The 25,714-nt window shown below is 70.9% G+C and carries 26 protein-coding genes and 1 tRNA gene; 15 read left to right on the forward strand and 12 right to left on the reverse strand.

Features of this window, described 5'->3' with window-relative positions; all coding sequences use genetic code 11:
• Window positions 1-26 precede the first annotated feature (26 nt).
• On the reverse strand, window positions 27-2,774 hold the full coding sequence (locus SLINC_RS18575) for an SUKH-4 family immunity protein (protein WP_067434076.1): 2,748 nt from the start codon (window positions 2,772-2,774) through the stop codon (window positions 27-29).
• An 8-nt stretch (window positions 2,775-2,782) separates the two neighbouring features.
• The gene (locus tag SLINC_RS18580; RefSeq protein WP_079164595.1) at window positions 2,783-3,805 is read right to left on the reverse strand and encodes an SMI1/KNR4 family protein; all 1,023 of its coding nucleotides are present in this window, start codon (window positions 3,803-3,805) and stop codon (window positions 2,783-2,785) included.
• Between the two features lie 297 nt (window positions 3,806-4,102).
• Here SLINC_RS18580 and SLINC_RS18585 point away from each other — a divergent pair, with 297 nt between their 5' ends.
• Complete coding sequence (locus tag SLINC_RS18585) at window positions 4,103-4,684, forward strand: YwqJ-related putative deaminase (protein WP_067434079.1); 582 nt, start codon at window positions 4,103-4,105, stop codon at window positions 4,682-4,684.
• A 117-nt stretch (window positions 4,685-4,801) separates the two neighbouring features.
• Window positions 4,802-5,296: an SUKH-3 domain-containing protein gene (locus tag SLINC_RS18590; RefSeq protein ID WP_067434082.1), complete on the forward strand. Its 495-nt coding sequence runs from the start codon at window positions 4,802-4,804 to the stop codon at window positions 5,294-5,296.
• A gap of 187 nt (window positions 5,297-5,483) precedes the next feature.
• On the opposite strand, the gene SLINC_RS18595 is transcribed toward SLINC_RS18590, so the two are convergent.
• The gene (locus SLINC_RS18595) at window positions 5,484-6,797 is read right to left on the reverse strand and encodes a sensor histidine kinase (RefSeq protein ID WP_067434085.1); all 1,314 of its coding nucleotides are present in this window, start codon (window positions 6,795-6,797) and stop codon (window positions 5,484-5,486) included.
• 167 nt (window positions 6,798-6,964) lie between these two features.
• On the opposite strand from SLINC_RS18595, the gene SLINC_RS18600 reads away from it, so the two are divergent.
• From SLINC_RS18600 to SLINC_RS18635, 8 genes are all read left to right on the forward strand, one after another.
• Window positions 6,965-7,837: a hypothetical protein gene (locus SLINC_RS18600; protein ID WP_067434088.1), complete on the forward strand. Its 873-nt coding sequence runs from the start codon at window positions 6,965-6,967 to the stop codon at window positions 7,835-7,837.
• Between the two features lie 11 nt (window positions 7,838-7,848).
• Window positions 7,849-7,919: transfer RNA gene (locus SLINC_RS18605), tRNA-Gln, on the forward strand.
• A gap of 114 nt (window positions 7,920-8,033) precedes the next feature.
• Entirely contained in the window at window positions 8,034-9,482 is a 1,449-nt protein-coding gene (gene glmU / locus SLINC_RS18610) for a bifunctional UDP-N-acetylglucosamine diphosphorylase/glucosamine-1-phosphate N-acetyltransferase GlmU (RefSeq protein WP_079164596.1), read from the forward strand.
• A gap of 133 nt (window positions 9,483-9,615) precedes the next feature.
• Complete coding sequence (locus SLINC_RS18615) at window positions 9,616-10,596, forward strand: ribose-phosphate diphosphokinase (RefSeq protein WP_067434094.1); 981 nt, start codon at window positions 9,616-9,618, stop codon at window positions 10,594-10,596.
• 178 nt (window positions 10,597-10,774) lie between these two features.
• Window positions 10,775-11,365 carry a 50S ribosomal protein L25/general stress protein Ctc gene (locus SLINC_RS18620; protein WP_067434097.1) on the forward strand — a complete coding sequence of 197 codons (591 nt, stop codon included), beginning with the start codon at window positions 10,775-10,777 and terminating at the stop codon, window positions 11,363-11,365.
• A gap of 69 nt (window positions 11,366-11,434) precedes the next feature.
• Entirely contained in the window at window positions 11,435-12,037 is a 603-nt protein-coding gene (pth, locus tag SLINC_RS18625) for an aminoacyl-tRNA hydrolase (protein WP_067434100.1), read from the forward strand.
• 42 nt (window positions 12,038-12,079) lie between these two features.
• Window positions 12,080-12,610, forward strand: coding sequence for a hypothetical protein (locus SLINC_RS18630; RefSeq protein ID WP_107406631.1), 531 nt, complete (start codon window positions 12,080-12,082; stop codon window positions 12,608-12,610).
• Between the two features lie 137 nt (window positions 12,611-12,747).
• Window positions 12,748-13,437, forward strand: a complete 690-nt coding sequence (locus tag SLINC_RS18635; RefSeq protein WP_067434106.1) for an LPXTG cell wall anchor domain-containing protein — start codon at window positions 12,748-12,750, stop codon at window positions 13,435-13,437.
• Between the two features lie 68 nt (window positions 13,438-13,505).
• Here SLINC_RS18635 and ppc read toward each other — a convergent pair whose 3' ends face one another.
• Complete coding sequence (ppc, locus tag SLINC_RS18640; RefSeq protein WP_067434109.1) at window positions 13,506-16,247, reverse strand: phosphoenolpyruvate carboxylase; 2,742 nt, start codon at window positions 16,245-16,247, stop codon at window positions 13,506-13,508.
• Between the two features lie 224 nt (window positions 16,248-16,471).
• On the opposite strand from ppc, the gene SLINC_RS18645 reads away from it, so the two are divergent.
• The 3 genes from SLINC_RS18645 to SLINC_RS18655 are packed head-to-tail and all read left to right on the forward strand — an operon-like array spanning window position 16,472 to window position 18,448.
• Entirely contained in the window at window positions 16,472-17,482 is a 1,011-nt protein-coding gene (locus SLINC_RS18645) for an acyl-CoA desaturase (RefSeq protein WP_067434112.1), read from the forward strand.
• Entirely contained in the window at window positions 17,479-18,156 is a 678-nt protein-coding gene (locus tag SLINC_RS18650) for a TetR/AcrR family transcriptional regulator (protein WP_067434115.1), read from the forward strand. Before SLINC_RS18645 ends, SLINC_RS18650 begins: the two co-directional genes overlap by 4 nt.
• Window positions 18,157-18,196: 40 nt before the next feature.
• Complete coding sequence (locus SLINC_RS18655; RefSeq protein ID WP_067434118.1) at window positions 18,197-18,448, forward strand: type II toxin-antitoxin system Phd/YefM family antitoxin; 252 nt, start codon at window positions 18,197-18,199, stop codon at window positions 18,446-18,448.
• Window position 18,449: 1 nt separating this feature from the next.
• Here SLINC_RS18655 and SLINC_RS18660 read toward each other — a convergent pair whose 3' ends face one another.
• The gene (locus SLINC_RS18660; protein WP_067434121.1) at window positions 18,450-18,836 is read right to left on the reverse strand and encodes a VOC family protein; all 387 of its coding nucleotides are present in this window, start codon (window positions 18,834-18,836) and stop codon (window positions 18,450-18,452) included.
• Window positions 18,836-19,648, reverse strand: coding sequence for a trans-aconitate 2-methyltransferase (locus SLINC_RS18665; protein ID WP_067434123.1), 813 nt, complete (start codon window positions 19,646-19,648; stop codon window positions 18,836-18,838). The genes SLINC_RS18660 and SLINC_RS18665 overlap by 1 nt, the downstream gene beginning before the upstream one ends.
• A 104-nt stretch (window positions 19,649-19,752) precedes the next feature.
• Between SLINC_RS18665 and tamR the strand changes: the two genes are divergently transcribed.
• The gene (gene tamR, locus SLINC_RS18670) at window positions 19,753-20,250 is read left to right on the forward strand and encodes a MarR family transcriptional regulator TamR (RefSeq protein WP_067434126.1); all 498 of its coding nucleotides are present in this window, start codon (window positions 19,753-19,755) and stop codon (window positions 20,248-20,250) included.
• Here tamR and SLINC_RS18675 read toward each other — a convergent pair.
• Window positions 20,209-20,976 carry a LuxR C-terminal-related transcriptional regulator gene (locus SLINC_RS18675; RefSeq protein ID WP_067434129.1) on the reverse strand — a complete coding sequence of 256 codons (768 nt, stop codon included), beginning with the start codon at window positions 20,974-20,976 and terminating at the stop codon, window positions 20,209-20,211. The genes tamR and SLINC_RS18675 overlap by 42 nt on opposite strands.
• 259 nt (window positions 20,977-21,235) lie before the next feature.
• Between SLINC_RS18675 and SLINC_RS18680 the strand changes: the two genes are divergently transcribed.
• Window positions 21,236-21,691 (forward strand): GNAT family N-acetyltransferase, encoded by a 456-nt coding sequence (locus SLINC_RS18680; RefSeq protein ID WP_079164597.1) that lies wholly within the window; start codon window positions 21,236-21,238, stop codon window positions 21,689-21,691.
• A gap of 2 nt (window positions 21,692-21,693) precedes the next feature.
• Here SLINC_RS18680 and SLINC_RS18685 read toward each other — a convergent pair whose 3' ends face one another.
• The 5 genes from SLINC_RS18685 to SLINC_RS18705 all read right to left on the reverse strand — a co-directional run bounded on the left by SLINC_RS18685 (window position 21,694) and on the right by SLINC_RS18705 (window position 25,695).
• A complete protein-coding gene (locus SLINC_RS18685) occupies window positions 21,694-22,998 on the reverse strand; it encodes a cytochrome P450 family protein (RefSeq protein WP_067445491.1) in 1,305 nt (434 codons plus the stop codon).
• A 130-nt stretch (window positions 22,999-23,128) separates the two neighbouring features.
• The gene (locus SLINC_RS18690) at window positions 23,129-23,734 is read right to left on the reverse strand and encodes a GTP-binding protein (protein ID WP_067434134.1); all 606 of its coding nucleotides are present in this window, start codon (window positions 23,732-23,734) and stop codon (window positions 23,129-23,131) included.
• On the reverse strand, window positions 23,709-24,083 hold the full coding sequence (locus tag SLINC_RS18695) for a DUF742 domain-containing protein (RefSeq protein ID WP_067434137.1): 375 nt from the start codon (window positions 24,081-24,083) through the stop codon (window positions 23,709-23,711). Before SLINC_RS18695 ends, SLINC_RS18690 begins: the two co-directional genes overlap by 26 nt.
• Window positions 24,080-24,481: a roadblock/LC7 domain-containing protein gene (locus SLINC_RS18700; RefSeq protein ID WP_067434141.1), complete on the reverse strand. Its 402-nt coding sequence runs from the start codon at window positions 24,479-24,481 to the stop codon at window positions 24,080-24,082. Before SLINC_RS18700 ends, SLINC_RS18695 begins: the two co-directional genes overlap by 4 nt.
• Complete coding sequence (locus tag SLINC_RS18705; protein WP_067434145.1) at window positions 24,478-25,695, reverse strand: ATP-binding protein; 1,218 nt, start codon at window positions 25,693-25,695, stop codon at window positions 24,478-24,480. The genes SLINC_RS18700 and SLINC_RS18705 overlap by 4 nt, the downstream gene beginning before the upstream one ends.
• Between the last annotated feature and the right edge of the window lie 19 nt (window positions 25,696-25,714).

A 25,714-nucleotide genomic window follows, 5' to 3' on the forward strand; every position in this document is an offset into this window, starting at 1 on the left:
CAAGCAGGCTGTTCAGGCGCGGGGCGTCACAGCAGCCCGTCCCACATCTGCTCCAGCAGCACCGACCACCAGCTCTCCGGCGAACCGAGCGCCGCCGGGTCGAGGGCGGCCAGCTGGACCTGGAAGTCGACGGTCCAACGGCCCGCCTGCTCCTGGTTCAGACCGAAGCGCAGCCGCCACATACGGCCGAGCAACCCCAGGCACCGCTGGAACTCGGGCAGCCCCGTGTTCACGAACTGCGGCGGCACGGACGCACCGCCCGGCCCCGCCTCCACGGGCACGGCCACGATGTTCGCCGTGCCGTACTGCACGCAGATCGCCCGGCCGAAGTCGCTGCCCATGACGAGGTACGAGCCCGCGTCCGGGGCCGGCTGCACCCCGCGCTCGGCCGCCAGCTCCGCCAGCGTCGGCACCGGCCGCCCCGGCTGGGCCTGTGCCCAGAAGAACGGCCCCATGTCCATCGGCAGCCCCGCCGCCACCAGCGAGTGCGCCACCACCGGCGGCACGCCCTGCCGGGACACCGCGGCCTGCTCGAACCGGAAGATCCCCGGCCCGAACGCACCCGCCAGCTCCTGCCCGATCGCCTCCGGGGGAACCGGCGGAACCGGCGGCACCGGCTGCAACGGCGCCCGCACCGGGGCCGGACGGGCGGGCCCGTCGGCGACCTGGTGCAACTCGCCCTGGTGGGCGAGCAGTTGCCGCATGCCCTGCTGCCGGCTCGCGTGATCCGTGCCGTACGGCGCGATCGAGGTGATCCGCGCCTGCGGCCACTGCTCCCGGATCATCCGCGCGCAGTACGCGCCCGGCAGCTCGCACGACTCCAACTCGGTGTGCAGCTCAAGCACCTGGTCCGGCGGCACGTTCATCGCGCGCAGCTCGTGAAAGATCTGCCACTCCGGGTGCGGCGTCCCCGGCGCCGAACGCCGGATCAGCTGCTGCTCCGACCCGTCCTGCGCGCGGTAGCGCAGCACGGCCTGGTAGCCGGGGCCGACCGTCGGCTGCCCCTGCGGCGGATAGCCGTACGACGGCTGCTGCCCGGGGCCCGGCGGCGGAGGCGGCGGCATCGCACCCGGCGGCACGGCACCCGGCGGGGGCATCGAGCCGGGCGGCGGCGGAGGCATCGCCCCGGGCGGCATCGGCTGCGGCGCACCGGGAGGCGCGATGGGGGCGCCGGGAGCCATACCGGGCGCACCGGGGGCCCCGGGAACCCCGGGGGCCTGCGGCGGTGGAGGCACACCGGGACCGCCCACCGGGGGCCCGGCCAGCATGGTCTCCGCGTGATGCACGGCCCCACGCGGACCCCCGGAGGAGCCCTGCGCACCAGGACCGGCCGGGGCGCCGGGAGGCTGGGGAGCACCGGGCGTGCCCGGAGCGCCGGGAGGATGCGGAGCTCCCGGGGCGCCGGGGGCACCCGGAGCGCCAGGGGGCCCGGGCGGCTGCGGCCCGCCCCCGCCGGGGCCCATCCGCCCGGGATCGGCCAGCATCGTCGCGGCATGGTGAACCCCACCCGGCGGCGTACCACCGGGCACTCCGGGAGCACCGGGAGGATGCGGAGCGCCGGGCGGGTTGGGCGCGCCGGGAGCCACCGGCCCACCGGGTCCCGCAGGTCCGTCCGGACCGAGAGACGAGACGAGCTGCGTCGGCACATACCCACCCGCCGGCGCACCCGGCGCCCCGGGCGGTGCGGGCGTGCCCGCCTGTCCCGCTCCCGGCACCCCGGGCGCACCCGGCGGAGGCGGCGGGTTGGAGCCCGGCCGACGCGGCGGAGGCGCCGCCTTGCTGGTCGCGGCATCGGCGATGTCCGCGGCGTTCGGAGCACCCCCCGGAGCACCCCCCGGAGCAGCGGCCCCGGGAGCCTGCGGATAGCCGTACGACGACGCGGGCGGCGCGGGCGGAGGCGGAGGTGTGGCACCAGGGCCCGGGCCCTGCGGATAGCCGTAGGCAGACGCAGCCGGCGAAGGCGGAGGCGGCGTCGTGCCCGGGGCGTTCGGTGCGTTCGGGTCGTCGACCGCCGGAGCGACCGCTGTCGACGGAAGCCGGCTGCCGCCGGACATCAGCGCGGTCTGGGCGTCCGGCGTCGCCGCGGGCGGCCGGTCCTCGGCCTCGTCACCGCTCAGCGGCGGCGAGAACACGGTCGCGGGCAACGGCACGGAACGGTCCTCCTCCGTACCGGCGTTGGTGTCCGTCCCGGCCCACGGAGTGGCCCCGGGCGGCACACCCGGCGCCCCGGAGGGCCCGGAGGAAGAAGGGGAAGGGGAGGGAGAGGGAGCCGGAGGGAACGGCGGCGAAGCGGAGGCGGCGGCAGCCGCGCCCGACCCCGGCACACCGGCCTGCGTCTCGGGCAGCGAATTCCCCGCAGCCCCGCCGGAGGCACCCGCGCCCGCACCCCGCCGGTCCGGAATCCCCAGCTTGTCCGCCGCCTCCTGCAACCACTCCGGCGGACTCAGCAGGAACGACGTCTGATTGAGGTCGACCCGGGCCGCGGGCGCCGGTACCGCGTCGGCGACCTCGTCGGCACGGCCGTACTCCTCCTCGTACCGGCGAATCACCTCGCCCACCGGCAGGGACGGCCACAGCGTGGCCTCGCCGCTGTCCCGGGCGATCACCAGCCGCTGCGCGCCGCCGTCGGAGCGCGGCCCGTCCGCGCGGTCCTCGGCCCACACCACGAACCCGAGATCGAACTCCCGCACCCGCACCTCACGGTGCTGGTACGCCGGCACGTCTCCGTTGATCCACTCCTCGGCGCGCTCCTGCGCCTGCGCGAAGGTCACCATCGTCCAGCTCACTCCCCCACCGAAGACGCGGACGCCGAGGACGCCGCCGCGGACGCCCCCGCAGGCACCGACCGCGCGAACCCGCCGTCCACCATCAGGTTCGCCACCGTCTCCAGCTCCGGCGGATTGCCCGCCAGCCGGGACAGGAACCCGTCGAAGTCCTCACCGCACGGCAGCAGCAACCGCTCCACCCGCTCCGCCGGCGGCGTGGACGGGTCCACGTCCCGCGCGTCGTCGTAGGCGCAGAACCACACCGAACCGGCCCGGTCGCCCTTCACCTTCACGGCCAGCAAACCGCCCTGCACGAAACCGACCCCCAGGTAGTCCTTGGTCAGATGGTCCCGCAGGCACTTGTTGACGTAGACCAGATCGTTGACCGCGGCCTCGTCACGCACCGTGAAGAACGGCTGGTCGACCAGCAGCCCCAACTCGGCGTCCAGGGCGGCCCCCACGGGCGCGCACCCGCCGGCCGCCTTCAGGAACGACCGGTAGGCGCCCGGCAGCCGGTACCCGAGGTCCTCCTCGACGCCCAGCACCTGCGACTCGGTCACCGCCACACCCGACTTCGGCAGCCCGAAATGCGCCGGACGCGTCTCCTGCAACGGCCGTGTGCCCCGCTTGCCCTGGTCCACCGCCGCCGTCGCGACACCACCGTGGTGCCGCAGCAACGCCTTCACCTCGACCGGGACCAGTTCCAGGCGCCGCGAACCGACCACGTGATGCCACGTCCAGCCGTGCGGTGTCGCCACCGCCGGCACCGTGTCCCACAAGTCGTGTCCGGTCGCCGCCAGCGCCGCGTTCGCCGACACGTAGTCCGTCAGCCTGAGCTCGTCGACGCCGAAACCCTCCGGCGGATCGGCGATCTCCACGGCCGCACGCGCGTACGCGGAGAAGTCGGGGTAGCCGTGCTCGTCCACCCGCACCCCTCTGGGGTGACGGGCCGCCCGGACCGGATCCGGGAAATGCACGACCTGCCCGGCGTAGGCCGCGTTCGGCGGCGCGGCTTGCTGCCCGAGCCGACCTGTCGTCATGGCGGTTGCCCCCTGCGGCACTCTGGTACGGCCCGCAGTGACCCTCTTCGGCCACTACGCCCCGTATGGACTGACTCCTCCGTCTCCACGCGTCAACCGCGTGGATCGCGGTGCCGACAGCCTATGCGGTACGACGACACCGGTCACCGGGCACCGGTCAGCACCCCTCCGCTTCCGTGACCTGCCGTCACCCCGTCGTGACGGACCGCCCAAACCCGGGCGTGTCGCAGCGCCCCAGCTTCCGCACCAGCCACGGCATTTGGCAGTCTGTGGCATCCGGGGGATGCTCGGGAGGGGATGATGATCATGAATGCGACGCAGACGGGTCCACACCCGGGACCGCGGCCGGGTACGCCCGGCGATCCCAGGAACGCCGGCCGCACGGCCCACCACCACGGCGCCTCGGGCGACCCCCGGGTCGGCTGGAGCAGCGCCGAGACCCCGCACACGCCCACCCTGCGTCACCGTCGCGACGGCATACTCCCGACCATCGCCGCCGCCCTCTCCGTCCGCGGCGCCACACTCACCGGCACCGCCGCCCGCGGCGACCAGCCCCCGGCCCTGCACCCGCTCGTCCAGGACTTCCTCGACACCCTGCCCAGCGACCGGCGCGACCGCTTCACCGGCCGCTGCGCCGAGACCATGCTCATCTCGCGCCACATCGCCGCCGTCGACGCCACCCGCAGCAAACGCGCCGCCCGCAGACCGATGACCAACGGCGAGGCCCGCAAAGCCCTCAAGCAGGCGAAACTCACCGCCCGGCGCATCCGCGAGGACGGCGACCCCCTGCACGGCAGCTTCGCCGCCCCCTGCCGTGCCTGCACGGCCCTCAGCGACCACTTCGGCGTCTACATCGTCGATCCCACGACGGAGCGCTGACCCCACCCCCACGCACGACGATCCACAACCGCACACCGCAACGCAGAGCAAGCCGCACCGCGGCGGCCTCCACCGGCGCCGCGCCGCGATCCCATGACCTCGACGAACGAAGGGCAGATGCACACCGACCGCACCTCGACCACCCGCTTCGCCGTCCCCGTCGACGCCGCCCTGCGCGCCGCCGGCTGGCACCCCGGCCGCTGGGACATAAAACAGGCCGAGATCTGGGCCGACGCCCTCCGCGAGCACGCCTCACCGGCCGGACACCGGCACGCCGTCTTCCCCGCCGCCGTCGAGGCCTGGGCCGAATTCGGCGGACTCCATCTCACCCCCGCGGGCACCGGTCGCCAGGTCGCCCCCGTCAACCTCCACTTCGACCCCCTGCACGGCCTCCACATGGCCCGCACCCTCGGCGACCTCGGCCGCGCCCTCGACACCGAGGTCTGCCCGCTCGGCGCCGAGACCGACACCCAGGCCCTGCTCGCCATGGACACCGAGGGCCGCGTCTACGCGCTGGACCACACCGGTGACTGGTACCTCGGCCCCGACCTCGACCAGGCCCTGGTCTGCCTCGTCTCGGGCACCACCCCCACCCGCCTCACCGCGGGCTGACGACGGGTCTCGGAAGGCGGCCCCACAAGGCCCGCACCCCCCGCCGAGAACCCGGGAACACGGCCTACGCCGCGGGAATCACCGCCGGAACCCGGAACCCGGAACCGGGAAAAGGCAGGCCGCGCCGGGCACCCGGAGAAGACGGCCTAAGCCGCCGCAATCACCGCCGACACCCAGAACCCCCCGCCTACGCCGCCGGAATCACCGCCGACACCCGGAAACCCCCCGCCTCCGTCGGCCCCGACACGAACACCCCGCCCAGGGCGACGACGCGCTCCTTCATCCCCACCAGACCGTTCCCCCCCGACGGCAACCGGGCCGCGGACGGCGACACCTCACCCGGCGGCTCGTTCTCCACCTGCATCGCGATCTCCGACCCGCGGTGCGCCAACCGCACCCGCGTCTTCGCCCCCGCCGCGTGCTTGTGGACGTTCGTCAACGCCTCCTGCACCACCCGGTACGCCGTCTGCTCGACCTCCGCCGCGTACGTCCGGGAGTCGCCCTCCACCGACAGCTCCACGACCATCCCCGCGGCCGCCGACTGCCCCACCAGCACATCCAGGTCCGACAGACACGGCCCCTCCGCCGCACCCTCGTCGCCGACCGCCCGCGAAGCCGCCGCCGCGGCCGCCGCCCCCACCGCGGCCAACGGCACACTCCGTCCCCGCACCGGGCCGCTCTCACTGCCGCTGCGCAGCACCCCGAGCATCTCCCGCAACTCGGTCAACGCCTGCCGCCCCATGTCACCCACCAGCGCGGCGTTCTTCACCGCCTTCTCGGGATCCTTCCGGGCGACCGCCTGAAGCGCCGCCGCGTGCACGACCATCAGGCTCACCCGATGGGCCACCACGTCGTGCATCTCCCGCGCGATTCGCGTCCGTTCCTCGCCCCGCGCCCACTCGGCCCGCTCCTCGGCCCGCTCGGCCAGCAGCTGCAACTCCCGCTCAAGACTGTCCGCCCGCTCCCGCAGACTCTCCATCAGCCGGCGCCGCGCCCCCACGTACATGCCGAGCAGCAGCGGCGGTGCCGTCATCCCGATCGCCGTCGTGATCGAGATGAACGGAACGAACCAGTCCCCCAGATCCAGATTCGCCCGGCCGGGACTGCGCCCCACCCGCACGAACATCACGATCAGCATCCCGACCAGCGACATCCCCGCCAGCGAGGCGATGATCCGGCGCGGCAGCTCCGACGCGGCGAGCGTGTAGAGGCCGACGATGCCCATCAGATAGCCCATCTGGGCCGGCGTGATCGCGATCGACACCAGCACGACGGCGATCGGCCACCGCCGGCGGATCAGCAGCACCCAGCCGGCCATCACCCCGAACGTGATCCCCGCGACCATCGGGATCCCCGCGTCGTCCGCGAACCGGACCCCCTCCACGCCGCACTCCAGCGCGGACACGAAAGCCAGGCCCACATCCAGTACCGCGCTTCGCCACCGCGTCCACCACCACGGCCCTCCCCGGGCCGTCTCGGCGTCTTCCCCCGTCGTGGTCATGCCTCCAGCCTACGGGCGTCCACCGTCCCTTTTCCGGCGAGTTTCCGTGACTGGCCTACACCACACCCCGTGACCCCCCGAACACGAAACAACCCGATATCCCTCGAACTGCTGAACCATCCCCTGTTCGACCCCGGAAGCGACGATTCCGCCCGGACGGTATGCCCATGGCACATTCACAGGGCAAGTACGCGGATTTCGAAGGCCTGCGCGAACAGGCGACCGCACTGCGGCGCGCAGGCCTCAGCCGACGCCAGATCCGCGACCGCCTCCACGTCGACAACAACGACATCCTCAACCGCCTCCTGGAGGGCGAGCCCCCGCCGGAATGGACGAAGCGCCCCAACGCGAAGGACGACCTCCGAGACAGGGCGAGGGAACTCCGACTCCAGGGCTGGACCTACGACCAGATCCAGGTGGAACTGGGCTGCTCGAAGAGTTCGATCTCACTGTGGGTACGGGACCTGCCGAAGCCGGAACGGAAACGGACTCGGGAAGAGGCCTCGGCAATCGCCAGGCGGGGCTGGGAAGCGACGCTGAGCAAACGCGAAAGGGAGCGGCAACAGACCAAGCAGGCCGCAGCCACCGCCATCGGTGACCTGTCCGAGCGCGAGCTGCTCATCGCGGGAGTCGCCCTCTATTGGGCCGAGGGAACCAAGGACAAGCCCCACGCCCGGCGCGAACGCGTCATCTTCGTCAACAGTGATCCCAACATGATCAGGCTCTTCCTGGCCTGGCTCGACCTAGTCGAAGTGGAACGAGACCGCATCAGATATCACGTGATGATCCACGAGTCGGCCGACGTGGAATCAGCCGAGGCATTCTGGGCCGATCTGGTCCAAGCGGACCGCAGCACCTTCGGCAAGACCGCTCTGAAGCGACACAACCCCAAGACCGTACGCAAGAACACCGGCGAGAACTACCGCGGCTGCCTCGCACTCACCGTGCGGCAAAGCTCGGACCTGTACCGTCGCATCGAAGGCTGGTGGTACGGCATAGTAGGGGCTGCGCTTACCACCGATCTAGAAAATCGGACATAAAAGGCGAACCATCCCGGGTCGTCTAAAGGCAGGACAAATGGTTTTGGTCCATTGAATGAGGGTTCGATTCCTTCCCCGGGAGCCCAACACCAGCGGGCCCTGACAGCAACGTCAGGGCCCGCACTCATATCCCCCACGAAACCCCCCGGTATCCTGCGGATGTCCACCCCCTCCCCAGAAGCCGAAGGGCAACCCCGTGAGCGCCATTCGCCCGGCAGCCGTCGTCGTTCTCGCAGCGGGTGAGGGCACCCGTATGAAGTCGGCCACACCGAAAGTCCTGCACGAGATCTGCGGACGCAGCCTCGTGGGCCATGTACTGGCCGCCGCACGGGAGTTGGAGCCCGAGAACATGGTCGTGGTCGTGGGCCACGCCCGGGAGAAGGTCACCGCGCATCTGACGGAGACCGACGCCGGCGTACGCACCGCCGTGCAAGCGCAGCAGAACGGGACGGGGCACGCCGTACGGATGGCGCTCGAAGAGCTGGGCGGGTCCGTCGACGGGACCGTTGTCGTCGTCTGCGGGGACACCCCCCTGCTCACCGGTGAGACGCTCCGGGCCCTCGCCGCGACCCACTCCGCCGACGGCAACGCCGTGACCGTGCTGACGGCCGAGGTCCCGGACGCGACCGGCTACGGGCGGATCGTGCGGGACGGGGTGTCGGGCGCCGTGACGGCCATCGTCGAGCACAAGGACGCGAGCGAGTCGCAGCGGGCGATCCGGGAGATCAACTCGGGGGTGTTCGCCTTCGACGGGCAGCTCCTCGCGGACGCGCTCGGCAAGGTGCGGACGGACAACTCGCAGGGCGAGGAGTACCTGACGGACGTGCTCGGCATCCTGCGGGAGGCCGGGCACCGGGTCGGTGCCTCCGTCGCCGGTGACCACCGCGAGATCGCGGGGATCAACAACCGCGTGCAGCTCTCCGAGGCCCGGCGGATCCTCAACGACCGGCTGCTGACGAGGGCGATGCTCGCCGGCGTCTCGGTCATCGACCCGGCGACCACCTGGGTCGACGTCGACGTCACCTTCGACCAGGACGCGGTCGTCCACCCGGGGACCCAGCTGCACGGGGCCACCCACATCGGCGAGGGCGCCGAGGTGGGCCCCAACACCCGGCTGACGGACACCCGTGTGGGCGCGGGGGCCCGGGTCGACAACACGGTCGCCTACAGCGCCGAGGTCGGCCCGCAGGCGAGCGTGGGTCCGTTCGCGTATCTGCGGCCGGGGACCCGGCTCGGGGCCAAGGGCAAGATCGGGACGTACGTCGAGACGAAGAACGCCTCCATCGGGGAGGGGACGAAGATCCCGCATCTGTCCTACGTGGGTGATGCGACCATCGGTGAGTACAGCAACATCGGTGCCGCGAGCGTGTTCGTGAACTACGACGGGCAGGACAAGCACCACACCACGGTGGGGTCGCATTGCCGCACGGGTTCGGACAACATGTTTGTGGCTCCTGTCACGGTCGGGGACGGCGCGTACACCGCGGCGGGATCCGTGATCACGAAGGATGTGCCGCCCGGTTCGCTGGCCGTGGCCCGTGGCCAGCAGCGGAATATCGAGGGTTGGGTGGCCCGGAAGCGTCCGGGGAGCGCTGCGGCGAAGGCCGCGGAGGCGGCTTCCCGGGAGGGCGAGCGCGAAGGCTGACCGGAAACAGGTGCGCCGAAGTCGTCGTACCGTGATAAGTGCACACCCGCACCCGACCAGCTGTGACGGCCCGCCGCGCCCAGCGGCGCGATCTTCCGTCCGCCGGCTGAGACACCTCTGAGGAGACAGTGCTGTGACCGGGATCAAGACGACCGGCGAGAAGAAGTTGATGTTCTTCTCCGGCCGCGCCCACCCCGAGCTTGCCGAGGAGGTCGCCCAGCAGTTGGGTGTCGGGGTGGTTCCGACCAAGGCCTTCGACTTCGCCAACGGCGAGATCTACGTCCGCTACCAGGAGTCGGCGCGAGGTGCGGACTGCTTCGTGATCCAGAGCCACACGGCTCCGATCAACCAGTGGATCATGGAGCAGCTGATCATGATCGACGCGCTGAAGCGTGCGTCGGCCCGCTCCATCACGGTCATCGTGCCGTTCTACGGTTACGCGCGGCAGGACAAGAAGCACCGTGGGCGTGAACCGATTTCGGCGCGTCTGATCGCGGACCTGATGAAGACGTCGGGCGCGGACCGCATCCTGACCGTCGATCTGCACACGGACCAGATCCAGGGATTCTTCGACGGTCCGGTGGATCATCTGTTCGCGCTGCCGCTGCTGGCGGACTACGTGGGCGCGAAGGTCGACAAGGGCAAGCTGACGGTGGTCTCGCCGGACGCGGGCCGGGTGCGGGTCGCGGACCGCTGGTGCGACCGACTGGGTGCCCCGCTGGCGATCGTGCACAAGCGGCGTGACAAGGACGTCGCCAACCAGGTCACCGTGCACGAGGTGGTCGGTGAGGTGAAGGGCCGCGTGTGCGTCCTGGTCGACGACATGATCGACACGGGTGGCACGATCTGCGCGGCGGCCGACGCGCTGTTCGCGCACGGCGCCGAGGACGTCATCGTGACGGCGACGCACGGTGTGCTCTCCGGTCCCGCCGCGGACCGGCTGAAGAACTCCCGGGTGAGCGAGTTCGTGTTCACGAACACGCTGCCGACGCCGAGCGAGCTGGGCCGGGACCTGGACAAGCTGACGGTGCTGTCGATCGCGCCGACGGTCGCCAACGCGGTGCGTGAGGTGTTCGAGGACGGTTCGGTGACGAGCCTGTTCGACGAGCAGTAGAGATCGTTTTGGGTGCGGCCTCCCGCTCCGAGTAGACTGCTGAAGTTGCTCGGCGAGGGAGGCCGTTCTCCGTTTCTACGACGGTGGACCGGCTGTCCGTTATCGACGCGCTCTTCGTAGCAGGCCGTTCGTGGCCGGGTGACCACGTCCGTCTCTATCTCTACGAGGAGTGATCCCTATGTCCGAGGTGAAGATCGCCGCCGAGACCCGTACCGAGTTCGGCAAGGGTGCGGCCCGCCGTATCCGCCGTGACAGCAAGGTTCCCGGTGTTCTCTACGGTCACGGTTCCGACCCGATCCACCTGACCCTTCCGGGCCACGAGCTGCTGCTGGCGCTGCGTACCCCGAACGTCCTGATCGCGCTGGACATCGACGGCAAGTCGGACGAGCTGGCGATCCCGAAGTCCGTGCAGCGCGACCCGATCAAGGGCTTCCTGGAGCACGTCGACCTTCAGCTGGTCACGCGCGGCGAGAAGGTCAACGTCGAGATCTACGTGCACACCGAGGGCGACCTGGCCCCCGGCGCCTTCCTGCTGGAGCACGTCCTGAACGCGCTTCCGGTCGAGGCCGAGGCCACGCACATCCCCGAGTCCGTCACGGTCTCCATCGAGGGCCTGTCGGCCGGCGACTCCATCCTCGCCAAGGACATCCCGCTGCCGTCGGGCACCAAGCTGGGCGTCGACGGTGACACCGTCGTCCTCCAGGTCCTGGCCGCGCAGGCCGAGGAGGCCGCCGCGGACGCCGAGGGCGAAGAGTCCGCCGAGGCCTGATCCTCGCCTTCGCCGTTTCGTCAGCCGCTGTTCCCGTCGGGGACGGCGGCTGGCGCATATCAAGGAGAGATGGACGTGACGACCGATGCAGGCGCCCCCTGGCTGATCGTGGGGCTGGGGAATCCGGGGCCGGAGTACGCGGCCAACCGGCACAACGTCGGCTTCATGGTGGCCGATCTGCTCGCGGAGCGGGTGGGGGGCCGGTTCAAGCGGGCCGGCAAGGCGCAGGCGCAGGTCGTGGAGGGGCGGATCGGGCCGCCGGGACCGGGGAGCCGGCGGGTGGTGCTGGCGAAGCCGATGTCGTACATGAACCTGTCGGGCGGGCCGGTGAACGCGCTGAAGGACTTCTACAAGGTGCCGGTGGCGAACGTCGTGGCGATCCATGACGAGCTGGACATCGACTACGGGGTGCTGCGGCTGAAACTGGGCGGCGGTGACAACGGGCACAACGGGCTGAAGTCGATGACGAAGGCGTTCGGCGCCGACTACCACCGGGTGCGGTTCGGGATCGGGCGGCCGCCGGGTCGTATGCAGGTGGCGGACTTCGTGCTGAAGGACTTCTCGTCGGCGGAGCGCAAGGAGCTGGACTACTTCGTGGACCGGGCGACGGACGCGGTGGAGTGTCTGGTGATCGAGGGGCTGGAGCGGGCGCAAAGCACGTACAACTCCTGACTTGTCACCCCCGGTGTTTGACTGACCGAGCGGGCATGGCCAATGATCCCCGCCATGCCTGCCACAGCCACCTCCTCCCGTCAGGCCCGTCAAGCACGCCAGGCCCGTCAGGTCTCGTCCGCCGCGCTGCGGTTCGGGCGGCTGGCGGCGATGGGGGCGGTGGCCGTGCTGATCCTGATCGCGGGGGTGTGGGGGTCCTGGGGGTCGGCGCAGTACGTGATGCTGACCAAGGGGCGGGAGCGCGGCACGGTCGAGGTGACGCGGTGCGGTGCGGACACCTGTACGGGGCCGTACACGCCGCTCTCGTCCGGGTCGCCGGCGCGGGAGCGGGTGGTGATCGAGCACACCGCGGCCGTCCGGAAGGGGCAGACCTACACGGTCGTGGTGAAGCCCGGTACCGGTGAGGTGGTGCGGTCGGGTCCGGCCGGGGTGCTGTACTCCTGGGTGCCGATGGGCGGCGCGCTGCTGCTGGCGTCGGTGGTGGTGGCCGGTGGGCTGCGGCGGACGCGGGTGGCGTGGGTGCTGGCGGGGTCGGGCGTCGCGTTGTTGACGGCCGCGTTCGTGACGATCTGAGGGGTTTCGGCGTTCTCGATTCCTGTGGGGGGATCGAGTGTTGCCTGTTCGTGATTGACCGGCGGTCAGTGCGAGCTGGAAGCTGAGCCGCCCCCTCCACATCTTCCCGTTCACATCTCGAAGATGGATCACTGCCCATGCGAACCCTCTCCCGCGCCGGCGCGCTGTGCGCCGTCGCCACGGCGGCCTTCCTGGCCGTCCCCTCCGCGCACGCGACCCCTCCCGGCGACAACGGCACCGTGAAGATCCACGACGCCTCCACCGGCGAGGAGCTCCGCAAGAACGAGCCGCACGTGTGCACCTTCTACCTCGACGCCTTCGGCTTCGACGCGGTCCAGGAGGTGGACTGGCACATCGAGGCCTGGGCGCCGACGGCCGCCGTCAAGGGCGAGACCGTGAAGTCCGGCGCGATCACGCTGGACGGCGACGGTCACGGCCGTACGCAGGATCTGTCGCTGCCCGACGGGCACTACAAGCTGTTCTGGAACTTCGACGGCGAGAAGGGGGCCGCCAAGCACAAGGTGTTCTGGACGGACTGCGAGGAGGAGGGCGGTGGCCCCGGTTCGACGCCGGGCACGTCCGCGTCCCCGTCGACGGCTCCGTCCGCCTCCGCGTCCACGCCGGGCGAGGGGACGGACGACGGCTCTCCCGAGCCGTCCTCGACCTCCTCCGCCGGGACGGCCGCGTCGCCGTCGCCGCAGGGCGGTGCCTCCGGCGACCTCGCGGAGACCGGCAGCGGCGCCCCGGTCGGCCTGCTGTCGGGCCTCGCGGCGGCGCTGGTCGCGGCGGGCGGCTACCTGGTGTTCCGCCGTCGTCGTAGCGCCTGATTCTCCCTACGACGGTGCCCCCGGCCTTCTGGTGAAGGCCGGGGGCACCGTCGTGTGCGACAGGGTGCTCAGCCGGTGTTGCGCAGGCCCGCGGCCACGCCGTTGACCGTCAGGAGCAGGGCCCTGGACAGCAGCGGGTCGGGGCTCTCGCCGGCGGCCGCGGCGTCGCGCTGGCGCTTGAGGAGGGTGACCTGGAGGTAGGAGATCGGGTCCAGGTAGGCGTCGCGGATGGTGAAGGTCTGCTTGAGGACCGGGGTGGCGTCGAGGAGTTCCTGTTCGCCGGTGACGCGCAGGACCTCGCGGACGGTGAGTTCGTGTTCGGCCCTGATGGTGTCGAACACGTGCTTGAGCTCGTCGGGGACGAGGGTGTCGACGTAGTGCTGGGCGATCCGCAGGTCGGTCTTGGCGAGCGTCATCTCGACGTTGGAGATGAAGTTGCGGAAGAAGTGCCACTGTTCGTGCATCTCGTCGAGCACGGTGTCGAGACCGGCTTCCCGCAGCGCCTTCAGGCCGGAGCCCACACCGAACCAGCCCGGCACGATCTGCCGCGACTGGGTCCAGCCGAACACCCACGGGATGGCGCGCAGTCCGTCGAGGGAGACGCCCGAGCCGGGGCGGCGGGAGGGCCGTGAGCCGAGGTGCAGGTCGGCGAGCTGGTCCACCGGCGTCGACGCGAGGAAGTACGTCGGCAGGTCCGGGTCCTCGACGAGCCTGCGGTACGCGGCGTGCGCGGCGTCGGAGACGACGTCCATCGCCGCGTCCCAGCGGGCCAGGGCCTCGTCGGACTGGCGGGGGGCGGTGTGCAGGGCGGAGGCCTGGAGGGTGGCGGCGACCGTGAGTTCCAGGTTCTCCCGGGCCAGCGACGGCACGAGGTACTTGTCGGAGATGACCTCGCCCTGCTCGGTGACCTTGATCTCGCCCTCCAGGGTGCCCCAGGGCTGGGCGAGGATCGCGTCGTGGGAGGGGCCGCCGCCGCGGCCGACGGTGCCGCCGCGGCCGTGGAAGAGCCTCAGCCGCACGCCGTAGCGGTGTGCCACGTCGCGCAGGCGGCGCTGGGCGCGGTGGATCTCCCACTGGCTGGTGGTGATACCGCCGAACTTGGAGGAGTCGGAGTAGCCGAGCATGACCTCCTGGACGTCCCCGCGCAGGGCGACGAGCCGCCGGTAGGAGGGGTCGGAGAGCATGTCCTCCAGGATCGTGTCGGCGGCCTTGAGCTCGTCCGTGGTCTCCAGGAGCGGCACGATGCCGATCCTGGCCCAGCCGGCGTGCAGGTCGACGAGGCCGGCCTCGCGGGCCAGCACGGCGGCGGCGAACACATCGTCCGCCCCCTGGCACATCGAAATGATGTACGACTCGATGACCTCGGGTCCGAAGACCTCCAGGGCCCGCTTGACGGTCTGGAAGACGCCGAGGGTCTTCTCGCCGGCCGCGTCGACGGGCGCCGGGGTCGGGCCCAGCGGCCTCCTGGAGCGCAGTTCCTTGGCGAGCAGCTTGGCCCGGTACTCGCGGGGCATGTCCACATACCGCCAGGACTCCTCGCCGAGGCGGTCGAAGAGCTGGCCGAGGGCATGGTGGTGGGCGTCGGCGTGCTCGCGTACGTCCATGGTGGCGAGCTGGAGGCCGAAGGCGCCCAGGGTGCGGATGGTGCGGTCCAGGCGGCCGTCGGCGAACAGGCCGCCGCGGTGCTCGCGCAGCGAGGTCTGGATCAGGGTGAGGTCCGCCAGCAGTTCGCCGGTGCCGAGGTAGTCGCGGCCCTCCTGGTGCGGGATGCCCTTGGCCAGGCGCGTCTTGGTGTTCTCCAGCTTCTGCCGGATGCAGGTGGCCTTGAGCCGGTAGGGCTCCTCGGCGTTGAGGCGCTTGTAGCGGGGGCTGATCTCCGGCAGGCGCTCCAGGTCGGTGCCGAGGGAGTCCAGGAGCTCGTCGGTGGCGCCGGTGTAGCGGATGGAGTTCGACAGGAAGCCGCGCAGCTCGTCGATCATCTCCAGGGCGTCGTTGATGCCGTGCTCGTGCTGGAGGATCAGGACGTCCCAGGTGACCTGGGGGGTGACGTTGGGGTTGCCGTCGCGGTCGCCGCCGATCCAGGTGCCGAAGGTCAGGGGGCGGGTGTCGTCGGGGATCCTGACGCCGACGCGCTCCAGTTCGGCCGTCAGGTCCTCCAGGACGTCGCCGACGGCGCCGGCGTGGAGTTCGTCGAGGTAGTAGATGGCGTTGCGGGCCTCGTCGGCGGGCTCGGGGCGGACGACACGCAGTTCGTCGGTCTGCCAGACGAGGTCGATGTTCTCGGCGAGGCGGGTGTCGTGGCGGCGGCGGTCCGACGCGATGACCGGGGTCTCAAGGAGCGCGGCGATGCGGCGGAGCTTGTTGAGGACCGAACGGCGGGCGGCCTCGGTGGGGTGGGCGGTGAACACCGGGCGAACGTTGAGGTTGGCGACCGTCTGGCGCAGGTGCTCGGGGTCGGCGTCCTTGAGGCGGTCGGCGGTGCGGGCGAGGAGGCCGCCCTCGGCGGCGCGCCGGGCGCGCAGTTCGCGGCCCCGGTGGACCTGCTCGGTGACGTTGGCCAGGTGGAAGTAGGTGGAGAAGGCGCGGACCAGCTTGGCCGCGGTCTGGAGTTCGGTGCCGCGCAGCAGCTCGGCGGCTGCCTCACCGTCCTCGCGGGTGAGGCGGCGGACCTTCTCGACCAGTTCGAGCAGCTCGGGACCCTCCTGGCGGACAAGGGTCTCGCCCAGGAGATCGCCCAGTCGCCTGATGTCGGCTCGCAACTCACTACTGGTGGTCATCTGGGACACAGTCTGGTCGTCGGCACTGCTCACAGGTGCGGCTCCTTGCAGTGTTGAAGCTCGTCCGAGAGGGAAGAATTGAGAGCGGACCGCGCTGTCCGACCGACACAAGGATAGGTGTCCGCGCTGCGGCGCAGGTGGTCGGGCTCTTGCCGAGGCGTATCGCGCTGCCATACTTACGATGCCGTAGGTTACGGAACCGTAGGAACGGTTACCCGGCCACTTTCACCTCCCTCGAAACCCCACAGGGGACGCGCATGACCTCAAGCTCCGATGTGATCGAAGACCCCTCCCAGGCGGCCGTCGACGCCGACGTGCCCTCCGCCACCCTGGGCGGCGAGCAGAAGCGCTCGATCGAGCAGATCACGCTGCTGCTCTTCATCATCGTGCCGTTCCTCGCCGTGCTGGCGGCCCTGCCGCTGGCGTGGGGGTGGGGCGTGAGCTGGCTGGACCTCGGCCTGCTGGTCTTCTTCTACTTCCTGGGCTGCCACGGCATCACGATCGGCTTCCACCGCTACTTCACCCACGGTTCCTTCAAGGCGAAGCGGCCCCTGAGGATCGCGCTGGCGATCATGGGGTCGATGGCGGTGGAGGGGCCGCTGGTGCGCTGGGTGGCCGACCATCGCAAGCACCACAAGTTCTCCGACGCGGAGGGCGACCCGCACTCGCCGTGGCGTTTCGGCGAGACGATCCCGGCGCTGATGAAGGGCCTGTGGTGGGCGCACATCGGCTGGATGTTCGACGAGGAGCAGACGCCTCAGGACAAGTACGCACCGGATCTGATCAAGGACAGGGCGATCCGGACGATCTCCCGGCAGTTCATCTTCTGGGCGATGCTCTCCCTCGCCCTGCCGGCGCTGATCGGCGGGCTGGTGACGATGTCCTGGTGGGGCGCGTTCACCGGCTTCTTCTGGGGCTCTCTCGTCCGGGTGTGCCTGCTGCACCACGTGACCTGGTCGATCAACTCGATCTGCCACGCGGTGGGCAGGCGGCCGTTCAAGTCGCGGGACCGTTCGGGCAACGTGTGGTGGCTGGCGGTGCTGTCCTGCGGCGAGTCCTGGCACAACCTGCACCACGCGGATCCGACCTCCGCGCGGCACGGGGTGGAGCGGGGCCAGGTGGACTCCTCGGCGCGGTTCATCCGCTGGTTCGAGATGCTGGGCTGGGCGTACGACGTGCGCTGGCCGTCACGCTCGCGTATCGATTCCCGCCGTATCACGGGTGAGGACGGTTCTCGACGCAAGAAGGAGACCGCCGAGGCGGCATGATTGACGCCGTGGCGACCGACTCCAGCAGCACCCCGAGCAACGAGAAGCCGCGGCGTGCGCGTCGCACCCGGATGACCGGTGCCGAGCGCCGCCAGCAGCTGCTGGAGATCGGCCGCACCCTCTTCGCGTCGAAGGGGTTCGAGGCCACGTCGGTGGAGGAGATCGCGGCGAAGGCCGGGGTCTCCAAACCGGTGGTGTACGAGCATTTCGGCGGCAAGGAGGGGCTGTACGCGGTCGTGGTGGACCGGGAGATGAGCCGCCTGCTGGACATGGTGACGAGTTCCCTCACGGCCGGTCACCCCCGGGAGCTGTGCGAGCAGGCGGCCTTCGCGCTCCTGGACTACATCGAGGAGTACACGGACGGTTTCCGCATCCTGGTCCGTGACTCCCCCATCCCCCAGTCGACGGGTTCCTTCGCGTCCCTGATCTCCGACATCGCCACCCAGGTGGAGGACCTCCTGGGCCGCGAGTTCAAGAGCCGCGGCTTCGACCCCAAGCTGGCCCCCCTCTACGCCCAGGCCCTCGTCGGCATGGTCGCCCTGACCGGCCAGTGGTGGCTGGACGTCCGCCGCCCGAAGAAGGCGGAGGTGGCGGCCCATCTGGTGAATCTCGCGTGGCACGGCCTGGACGGCCTGGAGGCAAAGCCGCGGTTGATAGGACGCCGGAAGAGCTGAATCACCGTGCCGCGTAGTGGCTTCGTGGGATCGTGGGCACGTGACGAAGGTGTCGATCAGTACAGCCCGCTCCCAGCTCGACGACTTGGTCAGGCGCGTGGCCGACGGGGGAGAAACCATCGGGCTCACCGCCGAGGGCCATGTGGTCGCACTGCTGGTCCCGCCCCAGGTCGTCGAGGACCTCGAGGACGACCTGGCCGTCGCCGACTACCGGCGGCGCAAGGCCGAAGGCGTGCTCGGAGAGGGCGTCCCACACGAGGAGGTCCGGCGCTTGCTGGGGCTGCGTCCGTGAGCTACGGACCATGGAAGTGGCCGAGTTCCCCAGACGGCTCCAGGAACTCCAGCCGGTTGCCCACCGGGTCCTCGGAGTAGAAGCGGCGGCGGCCCGGGAGGGTGTCGTCCCAGGTGACGGTCGCTCCTCGGGCCTCCAGGCGGGCCGCGTACGGCTCGATGTCCCGTACGCGCAGGCCCGGGTGGGCCTTCCTCGCCGGGCGGAAGTCCGTCTCGATGCCGAGATGGAGCTGCACCGCGCCGGCCTGGAACCAGCAGCCCCCGCGTGCGGCGAGCGCCGACGGCTTGGGGAGCTCCGTCATGCCGAGGACACCGGCGTAGTAGGCCCGGAGCCGGTCCTCGGAGCCGGGTGGGGCCGCGAGCTGGACGTGGTCGACGGCGACGAGCATCACGCCTCCTTGCGGGCCACCGCGAAGATGCGGCGGAAGGGGAACGGGGTGCCGTGCGCCCCCGCCGGATACGCCTCGCGCAGGGCGGCGCGGTAGGCGGTCAGGAAGTCCTCCCGGACCCCGGGGTCGTCGGCGAGCGCGGTGAGGACCGGGCGCAGGCCCGTTCCCTTCACCCAGTCCAGGACCGGGTCCTCGCCCTCCAGGAGATGGATGTACGTCGTCTCCCACACGTCGGCCGCGCAGCCCAGGTCGGCCAGCCGTTCCGCGTACGCCTGGGGGGTGTGGACGGCGTCGGCGTGGCGGAGGGTGTCGGCGAGACGGTCCTTGAAGCGGGCGGAGTGGGCGAGTTCGCGCATCAGCACATGGCTCGGGGAGTCGAAGTTGCCGGGCACCTGGAAGGCGAGCGTCCCACCGGGGACCAGGCCGGAGATCCAGTCCGCGAACCGGTCCACGTGGCCGGGGACCCACTGAAGGGTGGCGTTGCTGACGATGACGTCGTACGACTCCGTGGGCACCCAGGTGCGGACGTCGGCGCGGGCGAAGTCGAGGTGGCCGCCGCCGGGGGTGGGGCCGGCGTGGTCGACGTGGGCCTTGTCGAGCATCTCGGCGGAGTTGTCGTAGCCGGTGACACGGGCGGTGGGCCAGCGGGCGGTGAGCAGGGTGGTGACGTTGCCGGGGCCGCAGCCGAGGTCGGCGATGCGGGGCGCGTCGCCCGGCGGGTCCGGGATCCGGGCGAGGAGGTCGGTGAAGGGGCGGGCGCGGTGGCCGGCGTGACGCAGGTACTGGGCGGGATCCCAGGCGGGAGTCGTCATGGCATCCACCTTCCCCGCGCTTTTATCTCGATGTCAAGAGACTTCATGTCGACAGGCTTCATGTCAAGAGACTTCACATCGACACAACCACTACACTGATCGTCATGGAGGACGAGGTCGATCGGCTGGTCGCAGCATGGCGCCGGGAGCGCCCGGACCTCGACGTGGAGCCGCTGGAGGTGCTCAGCCGGGTGAGCAGGCTGGCCCGGCACCTGGACCGCGCACGTCGGCTGGCCTTCGCCGAGCACGGGCTGGAACCCTGGGAGTTCGACGTGCTGACCGCGCTCAGGCGCGCCGGGACGCCGTATCAGCTCTCCCCCGGGCAGCTGCTGACACAGACCCTGGTGACGTCGGGCACCATGACGAACCGCATCGACCGCCTCGCCAAGAAGGGCCTGGTGGAGCGGCTGCCCGACCCGAGCGACCGGCGCGGGGTGCTGGTGCGCCTGACGACCGAGGGCCAGGACCGGGCGGACCAGGCCCTGGCCGGTCTGCTGGACCAGGAGCGCGCGATCCTCGCGGAGCTCTCGCGCGCCCAGCGGGGCGAACTGGCCGGACTGCTACGCCAGCTGACCGCCCCGTTCGACAACATCCCCGGCTAGGTCCACGGGGCCGACGCCCGCGCGGCGGGCCAGGGCGACGGCGGCCAGGGTGCTGTGCACGCCCAGCTTGCCCAGCACGTTCTGCATATGGGTGCGGACGGTGTGCGGGGAGAGGAACAGTCTCTCCGCGACGGCCTTGCGGCCCAGCCCGGCGACCATGCAGCGCAGCACCTCCCGCTCGCGCGGGGTGAGCGACTCCACCAGCCGTTCGCTCTCGGTGCGGTGCTTGCGGGCGGCCGTCAGCTCGCGCAGCACACCGGTGAGCAGGGCGGGCGGCAGATGCGTCTCGTCGCGCAGCACCCCGCGGATGACGGTGAGCAGCCGGGACAGCGAGCAGTCCTTGGCGACCCACCCGGAGGCGCCGGCCTGAAGGGCGAGCGCGGCCCGGCGGGGATCGTCCTTCTCGGCGAGCACGACGATCCGTACGCCCGGCTGCCCGGCACGCACCCCGGCGACCAGCGATATGCCGTCGACGAGACCGTCCTCGCCCACCTCCTGGACCGGTACGGCGGGCCGGACGCCCGGCACGTTGCCGCCCAGGTCGGCGTCGACCAGCAGGACGTCGTACCGGCGGCCCTCGGCGGCCGCACGCTCCAGACTGCGCAGCGCGGCGGGACCGCTGCCCGCCGCGGAGACGTCGACGTCGGGCTCGGCCGCCAGTGCGGCTGCGAGCGACTCGGCGAAGATGCGATGGTCGTCGACGACCAGGACTCGGATGCGAACCACGAAACCCCCTTCCCCGATGCTCCTGACGGAGCAGGGGATACCCCAAGGTCGGGAAACGATGACCTGCGCGGGTACGACGCCCGGGGTCGACATCACCGCACGGCCGCCGCCGTGCAGAAACCGCTACCCCCACATCGGGCGTCGTACCCGACTGTCTCGCCCCCTGATCAGCACCGGCCCCCACCGGTGCTGTTCATCAGGGTACGGCCGGGGGGCAGGAGCGGAAGGTAATTTGCAGAACTGGCTGTCCGGCACGTTTATGGTGAGCCGCATGTTTCGCATCGAGACAGAAGTCGACAGGGAACGGCGCGATCTTCTTCGAAGTCGGCTTCGGGAGACCAACACGGCCGCCTCTCCCGTCCTGCGGGGCCTGCGCGGCACCCCCGGTGCGCGTGAGGTCCCGCTGCACGTCTGGGTGCTGGACGACGCCGGTGCGCTGGCCGGCGGTCTGGTCGGCCACACCTGGGCGACCTGGATGCACGTGACGTATCTGTGGGTCGACGAACGGCACCGGGGCTCCGGCCTCGGCTCCCGGCTGCTCGGCGAGGCGGAGCGGATCGCCCGGGACGGACGGGGCTGTGCGGCCGTACGCCTGGAGACCTGGGACTTCCAGGCGCCGGTCTTCTATCAGCGGCAGGGGTACGAGGTGGTGTGCGTGATCCCCGACTATCCGCCGGGGATCACGGAGTACACCCTCACCAAACGGCTGCGGTGAGTTCAGACGCGGAAGAGGTCGACCAGGGTGCTCCAGAAGCCCCTCTTCGGCGCCGGCTGTCCCGCTCGCGCGGGCTCGGCACCGGTCTGGACGCCCGGCTGCTCGGCCGCCGGCTGGGGCGCCGCGGTCTGGAGCGCCGAGACCATGCGGGTGGCCGGGGTCGGGGTGAACCGCACCGGCAGCCCCACCAGCGCGTGCTGGAACGGTCCCGGACGCCACTGCAACTCGTCGTCCGACGCGCCCAGGGTGAGGTCGGGCAGCGCGTTGAGGAGCCGCTCGATGGCGGTGACGGCGATGACCAGCGCCGGGTCCTTGGCCGGGCAGGCGTGCGGGCCGGCGCCCCAGGCCAGGTGGGCGCCCTTGTTGCGGGACTCCCGGGCCTCCTTGAGGGCGGGGTCGCTGTTGGCGCCGCCGAAGCTGATGACGACCGGGGTGTTCGCCTCGACGATCAGCCCGCCGAGGTCCACGTCCTGCACGGGGAAGTGCGTGGCGTAGTTGGCGATGGGCGGGTTGTTCCACAGGATGTGGTCGATGGCCTCCTCGACCAGCATCCCGGAGCCGCCCGCCCCCTCCTCCGACAGCAGCAGGTGCAGGGCGTGGCCGATGAGGTTGCGCAGGGGCTCGAAGCCGGCGCCCATCAGGATGATCAGCTGGTCCTTGAGCTCCTCGTCGGTCAGACCGGCGGGGTGCTGGATGAGCCAGGAGGTGACGTCGTCGGCGGGGCGGCGGCGCTTGATGGAGACCAGCTCCATCAGACCCGCGGTGAGCTCCTCGTTGGCGCGCTGCACGTCGACGCCGTCGAAGAAGGCGCCCAGCGCCCCGGTCAGGGTGTCGCCGATGTCGGCGGGGCAGCCGAAGAGCTTGTTGAACAGCAGCGCCGGCAGCATCTTGGCGTAGTCGTTGATCAGGTCGGCGCGGCCGCGTTCGCTGAACTGGTCGATGAGGAAGTCGGCGATGGGTTCGACGTCCCGGCGCAGCCGCCTGGTGTTGAGCCGGTCGAGGCTCGCGGTGACGGCCTGGCGCAGCCTGAGGTGCACGGCACCGTCGGTGTACAGGCAGTTGGGGCGGTAGGCCATCATCGCCAGGACCGGGCTGTCGAGCGGGACCCTGCCCTCGTTCAGGCCCTTCCAGCGGCGGGAGTCGCGGGCGAACAGGGAGGGGTTCTGAAGCACCCTGAGGGCCATCTCGTGCTCGACGACCAGCGTGGCGTCCACACCGGGGGCGAGTTCCACGGGTCCGGCCGGGCCGTGGGCGCGGACGAAGTCGTAGATCTGCTGCGGGTCGGCGGTGAAGGTGCCGTCGTGCATGGGGCATCTGGCGCCCGCGGCGGCGGGCGAGTGGTGAGTGTCCACGGGGGTGTCCTTTGGAGGTCCGGGCCTGGCGGCCCGGCCGGGGAGGAGGGATGTGGAAGGGGAGCCGACGTGCGAACCGGGGCTCTCACGCCGCGCGATCGAGCAGATGGCGCACGAGCGCGATCAGCGCGGTCGCGGACGACCGCTGGTCGCGGGCGTCGCAGTAGACGACGGGGGTGTCGGGCAGCAGGTCGAGGGCTTCGCGGATCTCCTCCTCCTCGAACCGGGTGCCCGCCTGGAAGCTGTTGACGGCGATGGCGTACTCGAGCCCGTACTCGTCGATCAGGTCGATGACGGGGAACGTCTCCTCCAGCCGGGCGGGGTCGACCAGGAGCAGCGCGCCGAGCGCGCCCCGGGCCATGTCCTCCCACAGCTGCATGAAGCGCTGCTGTCCGGGGGTGCCGAAGAGGTAGAGGACCAGCTCGTCGGTCAGGGTCAGGCGACCGAAGTCCAGGGCCACGGTGGTGGTCTGCTTGTCCGGCACGCCCCGCAGGTCGTCCACGTGCACGGACGCCTGTGTCATCTTCTCCTCGGTCCGAAGCGGCGTGATCTCCGAGAGCGATCCGATGAAGGTCGTCTTGCCCACCGCGAAATGCCCGACGACGAGGATCTTCGCGGCCGTGGTCACCGCGTCGGAGACGTAGATCGTGCCGGTCGACGGCTTCTCAGACGATGAGGGTTTCGAGTCCATGCAGAACCTTCTCGAGGGTCGCTCGGTCAGCGAGTTGGGCACGGGGCGGCGCGGCGCGGCGCAGGAGGTGTCCCTGCTCGAATAAATCGGTCAGCAGCAGTCGGGCCACGCCCACGGGCAGCGAGAGGTGACCCGCCACCTCGGCCACGGAGAGGTAGCCGCCCGCGCACAGCTCCCAGATGGCCCGGACCTCGGGTCCGGCCCCGAGCGGCATCTCCCGGTCGGGCGCCAGGGTGACCAGGGTGTGCAGGGCGAGATCGTCGGCGGACGGCAGGGTCCGGCCGCCGGTGATGACGTAGGAACGGACGAAGTCGCTGGTGACCGGAGCTTCCTCGCCGTGGCTGGTCATGCGTCCGCACCGGCGTTCAGTCGGGGCGCCGCGCTCATCGCCTCGCGCAGTGCGCTGACCGTCTTCTGCATCCGGAAGGACATCGCCTCCATGTCGACGTCCAGGGCGGCCGACACCGCCAGATAGGCGCCGCTGCCCGCGGCGACGAGGAAGATCCAGCCGCCGTCGAACTCGACCAGCGTCTGCTTCCAGGTCCCCTGCCCGCCGCCCACGAACCCGGCCACCGCGCGGCACAGGGACTGGATGGAACTCATCGCGGCGGCGTTCTTCTCCGCCTCGTCACGGCTGATGTCGTCGGAGCGCTGCATCAGCAGGCCGTCCGCGGAGACGAGGATCGCGTGGCGTGCCCCGCGCACCTCGAGCACACCGTTCAGTACCCACGTGAGGTCGGGATTCACTGGTTCTGGGATCCTTCCGTGTTGTTCGAGACCCGCCCGAGGTGCGTGCCGCGGGCGAACGCACCGATCCGCGAGGCGGTCACTTCGCTGTTCTCCGCATCGGCTCCGGAAGGCGCCGCCTGCTGCTGCTCCAGCTCCGGCTCCGGCACCACGGAGACGGCCCTGTTGCGCCGCCTGCGCCGGGGCAGTCCGCCGGTCGTCGTCCCGACGACGAGGGTCGGACCGGGCGCGGGTACGGCGGCACGCGGGCGCGCGGCGACGTCCTCCTCGTACTCGTGGTCGTCGTGCGAGGCGGCGGGCTGCGGCGCTTCGGTCGTCAAGAGGCCCTCCGGAACTCGGATGACGGCCCGCACCCCGCCGTAGGGGGAGACCGAGTCGACGGACACGGAGAATCCGTAGCGGGCGGCGAGCATTCCGCAGACGGCGAAGCCGAACCTGGGCGGGTCGCCGAGGCCGGTGATGTCGACGACACCCTCCGGCGACAGCAGAGCCGCCGCCCGGGCCTTGGTCTCCTGGCTCATGCCCACACCGGCGTCGTCGACGACCAGGCAGACTCCGGTGGGCACGGCCTGGATGTTGATCTCCACCGGGGACTGGGGCGCGCTGTACTTGGTGGCGTTGTCCAGGAGTTCGGCCAGCACCACGGCGACCGGCTCCACCGCCTTGCCGGTGATGGAGATGTTGACCTGGGCGTGCACACGGACCCGGTTGAAGTCCTTGATCCGGCCCTGGGCGCTGCGCGCCACGTCGTAGACGGAGGCGGACTCCTCACGCCGGCCGAGCCAGCCTCCGCACAGCACGGAGATGCCCTTGGTACGGCGGCTGAACTGGCTGCTGGTGTGGTCGATGAGCATCAGGTCGGCCAGCACGCCGGAGTTGTCGCCGTACCCCTTCTGGAGGTTGTCCAGCAGGACCTGCTGCTCCTCGGCGAGGGACTGGAGGGTGCCCATCGCGGACTTGAGGACCGACTTGGTCGCCGACTCCGCGTCCGCCCGGACCTCCGCGAGGTCCTCCACGTGCCGGGCGGTCAGGGACTCGTAGCCCGACTGCACCTGGCGGAGCTGGCCTTGCACCGCCACCAGGTTGCTCTGCAAGTTGTCGTTGTTGCGGCGGAGAGCCATGTTGGTTCTCCGTGCGCCCATCACTGCGAAGGCCGCAGCGATGATCACGATGAGCAGGATCCATACCAACGGATCCTTGATGAATGACGTCATGAGACTCTCTTCAAGTCGC

The organism is Streptomyces lincolnensis (genome assembly GCF_001685355.1).
Taxonomy (GTDB): Bacteria; Actinomycetota; Actinomycetes; order Streptomycetales; family Streptomycetaceae; genus Streptomyces; species Streptomyces lincolnensis.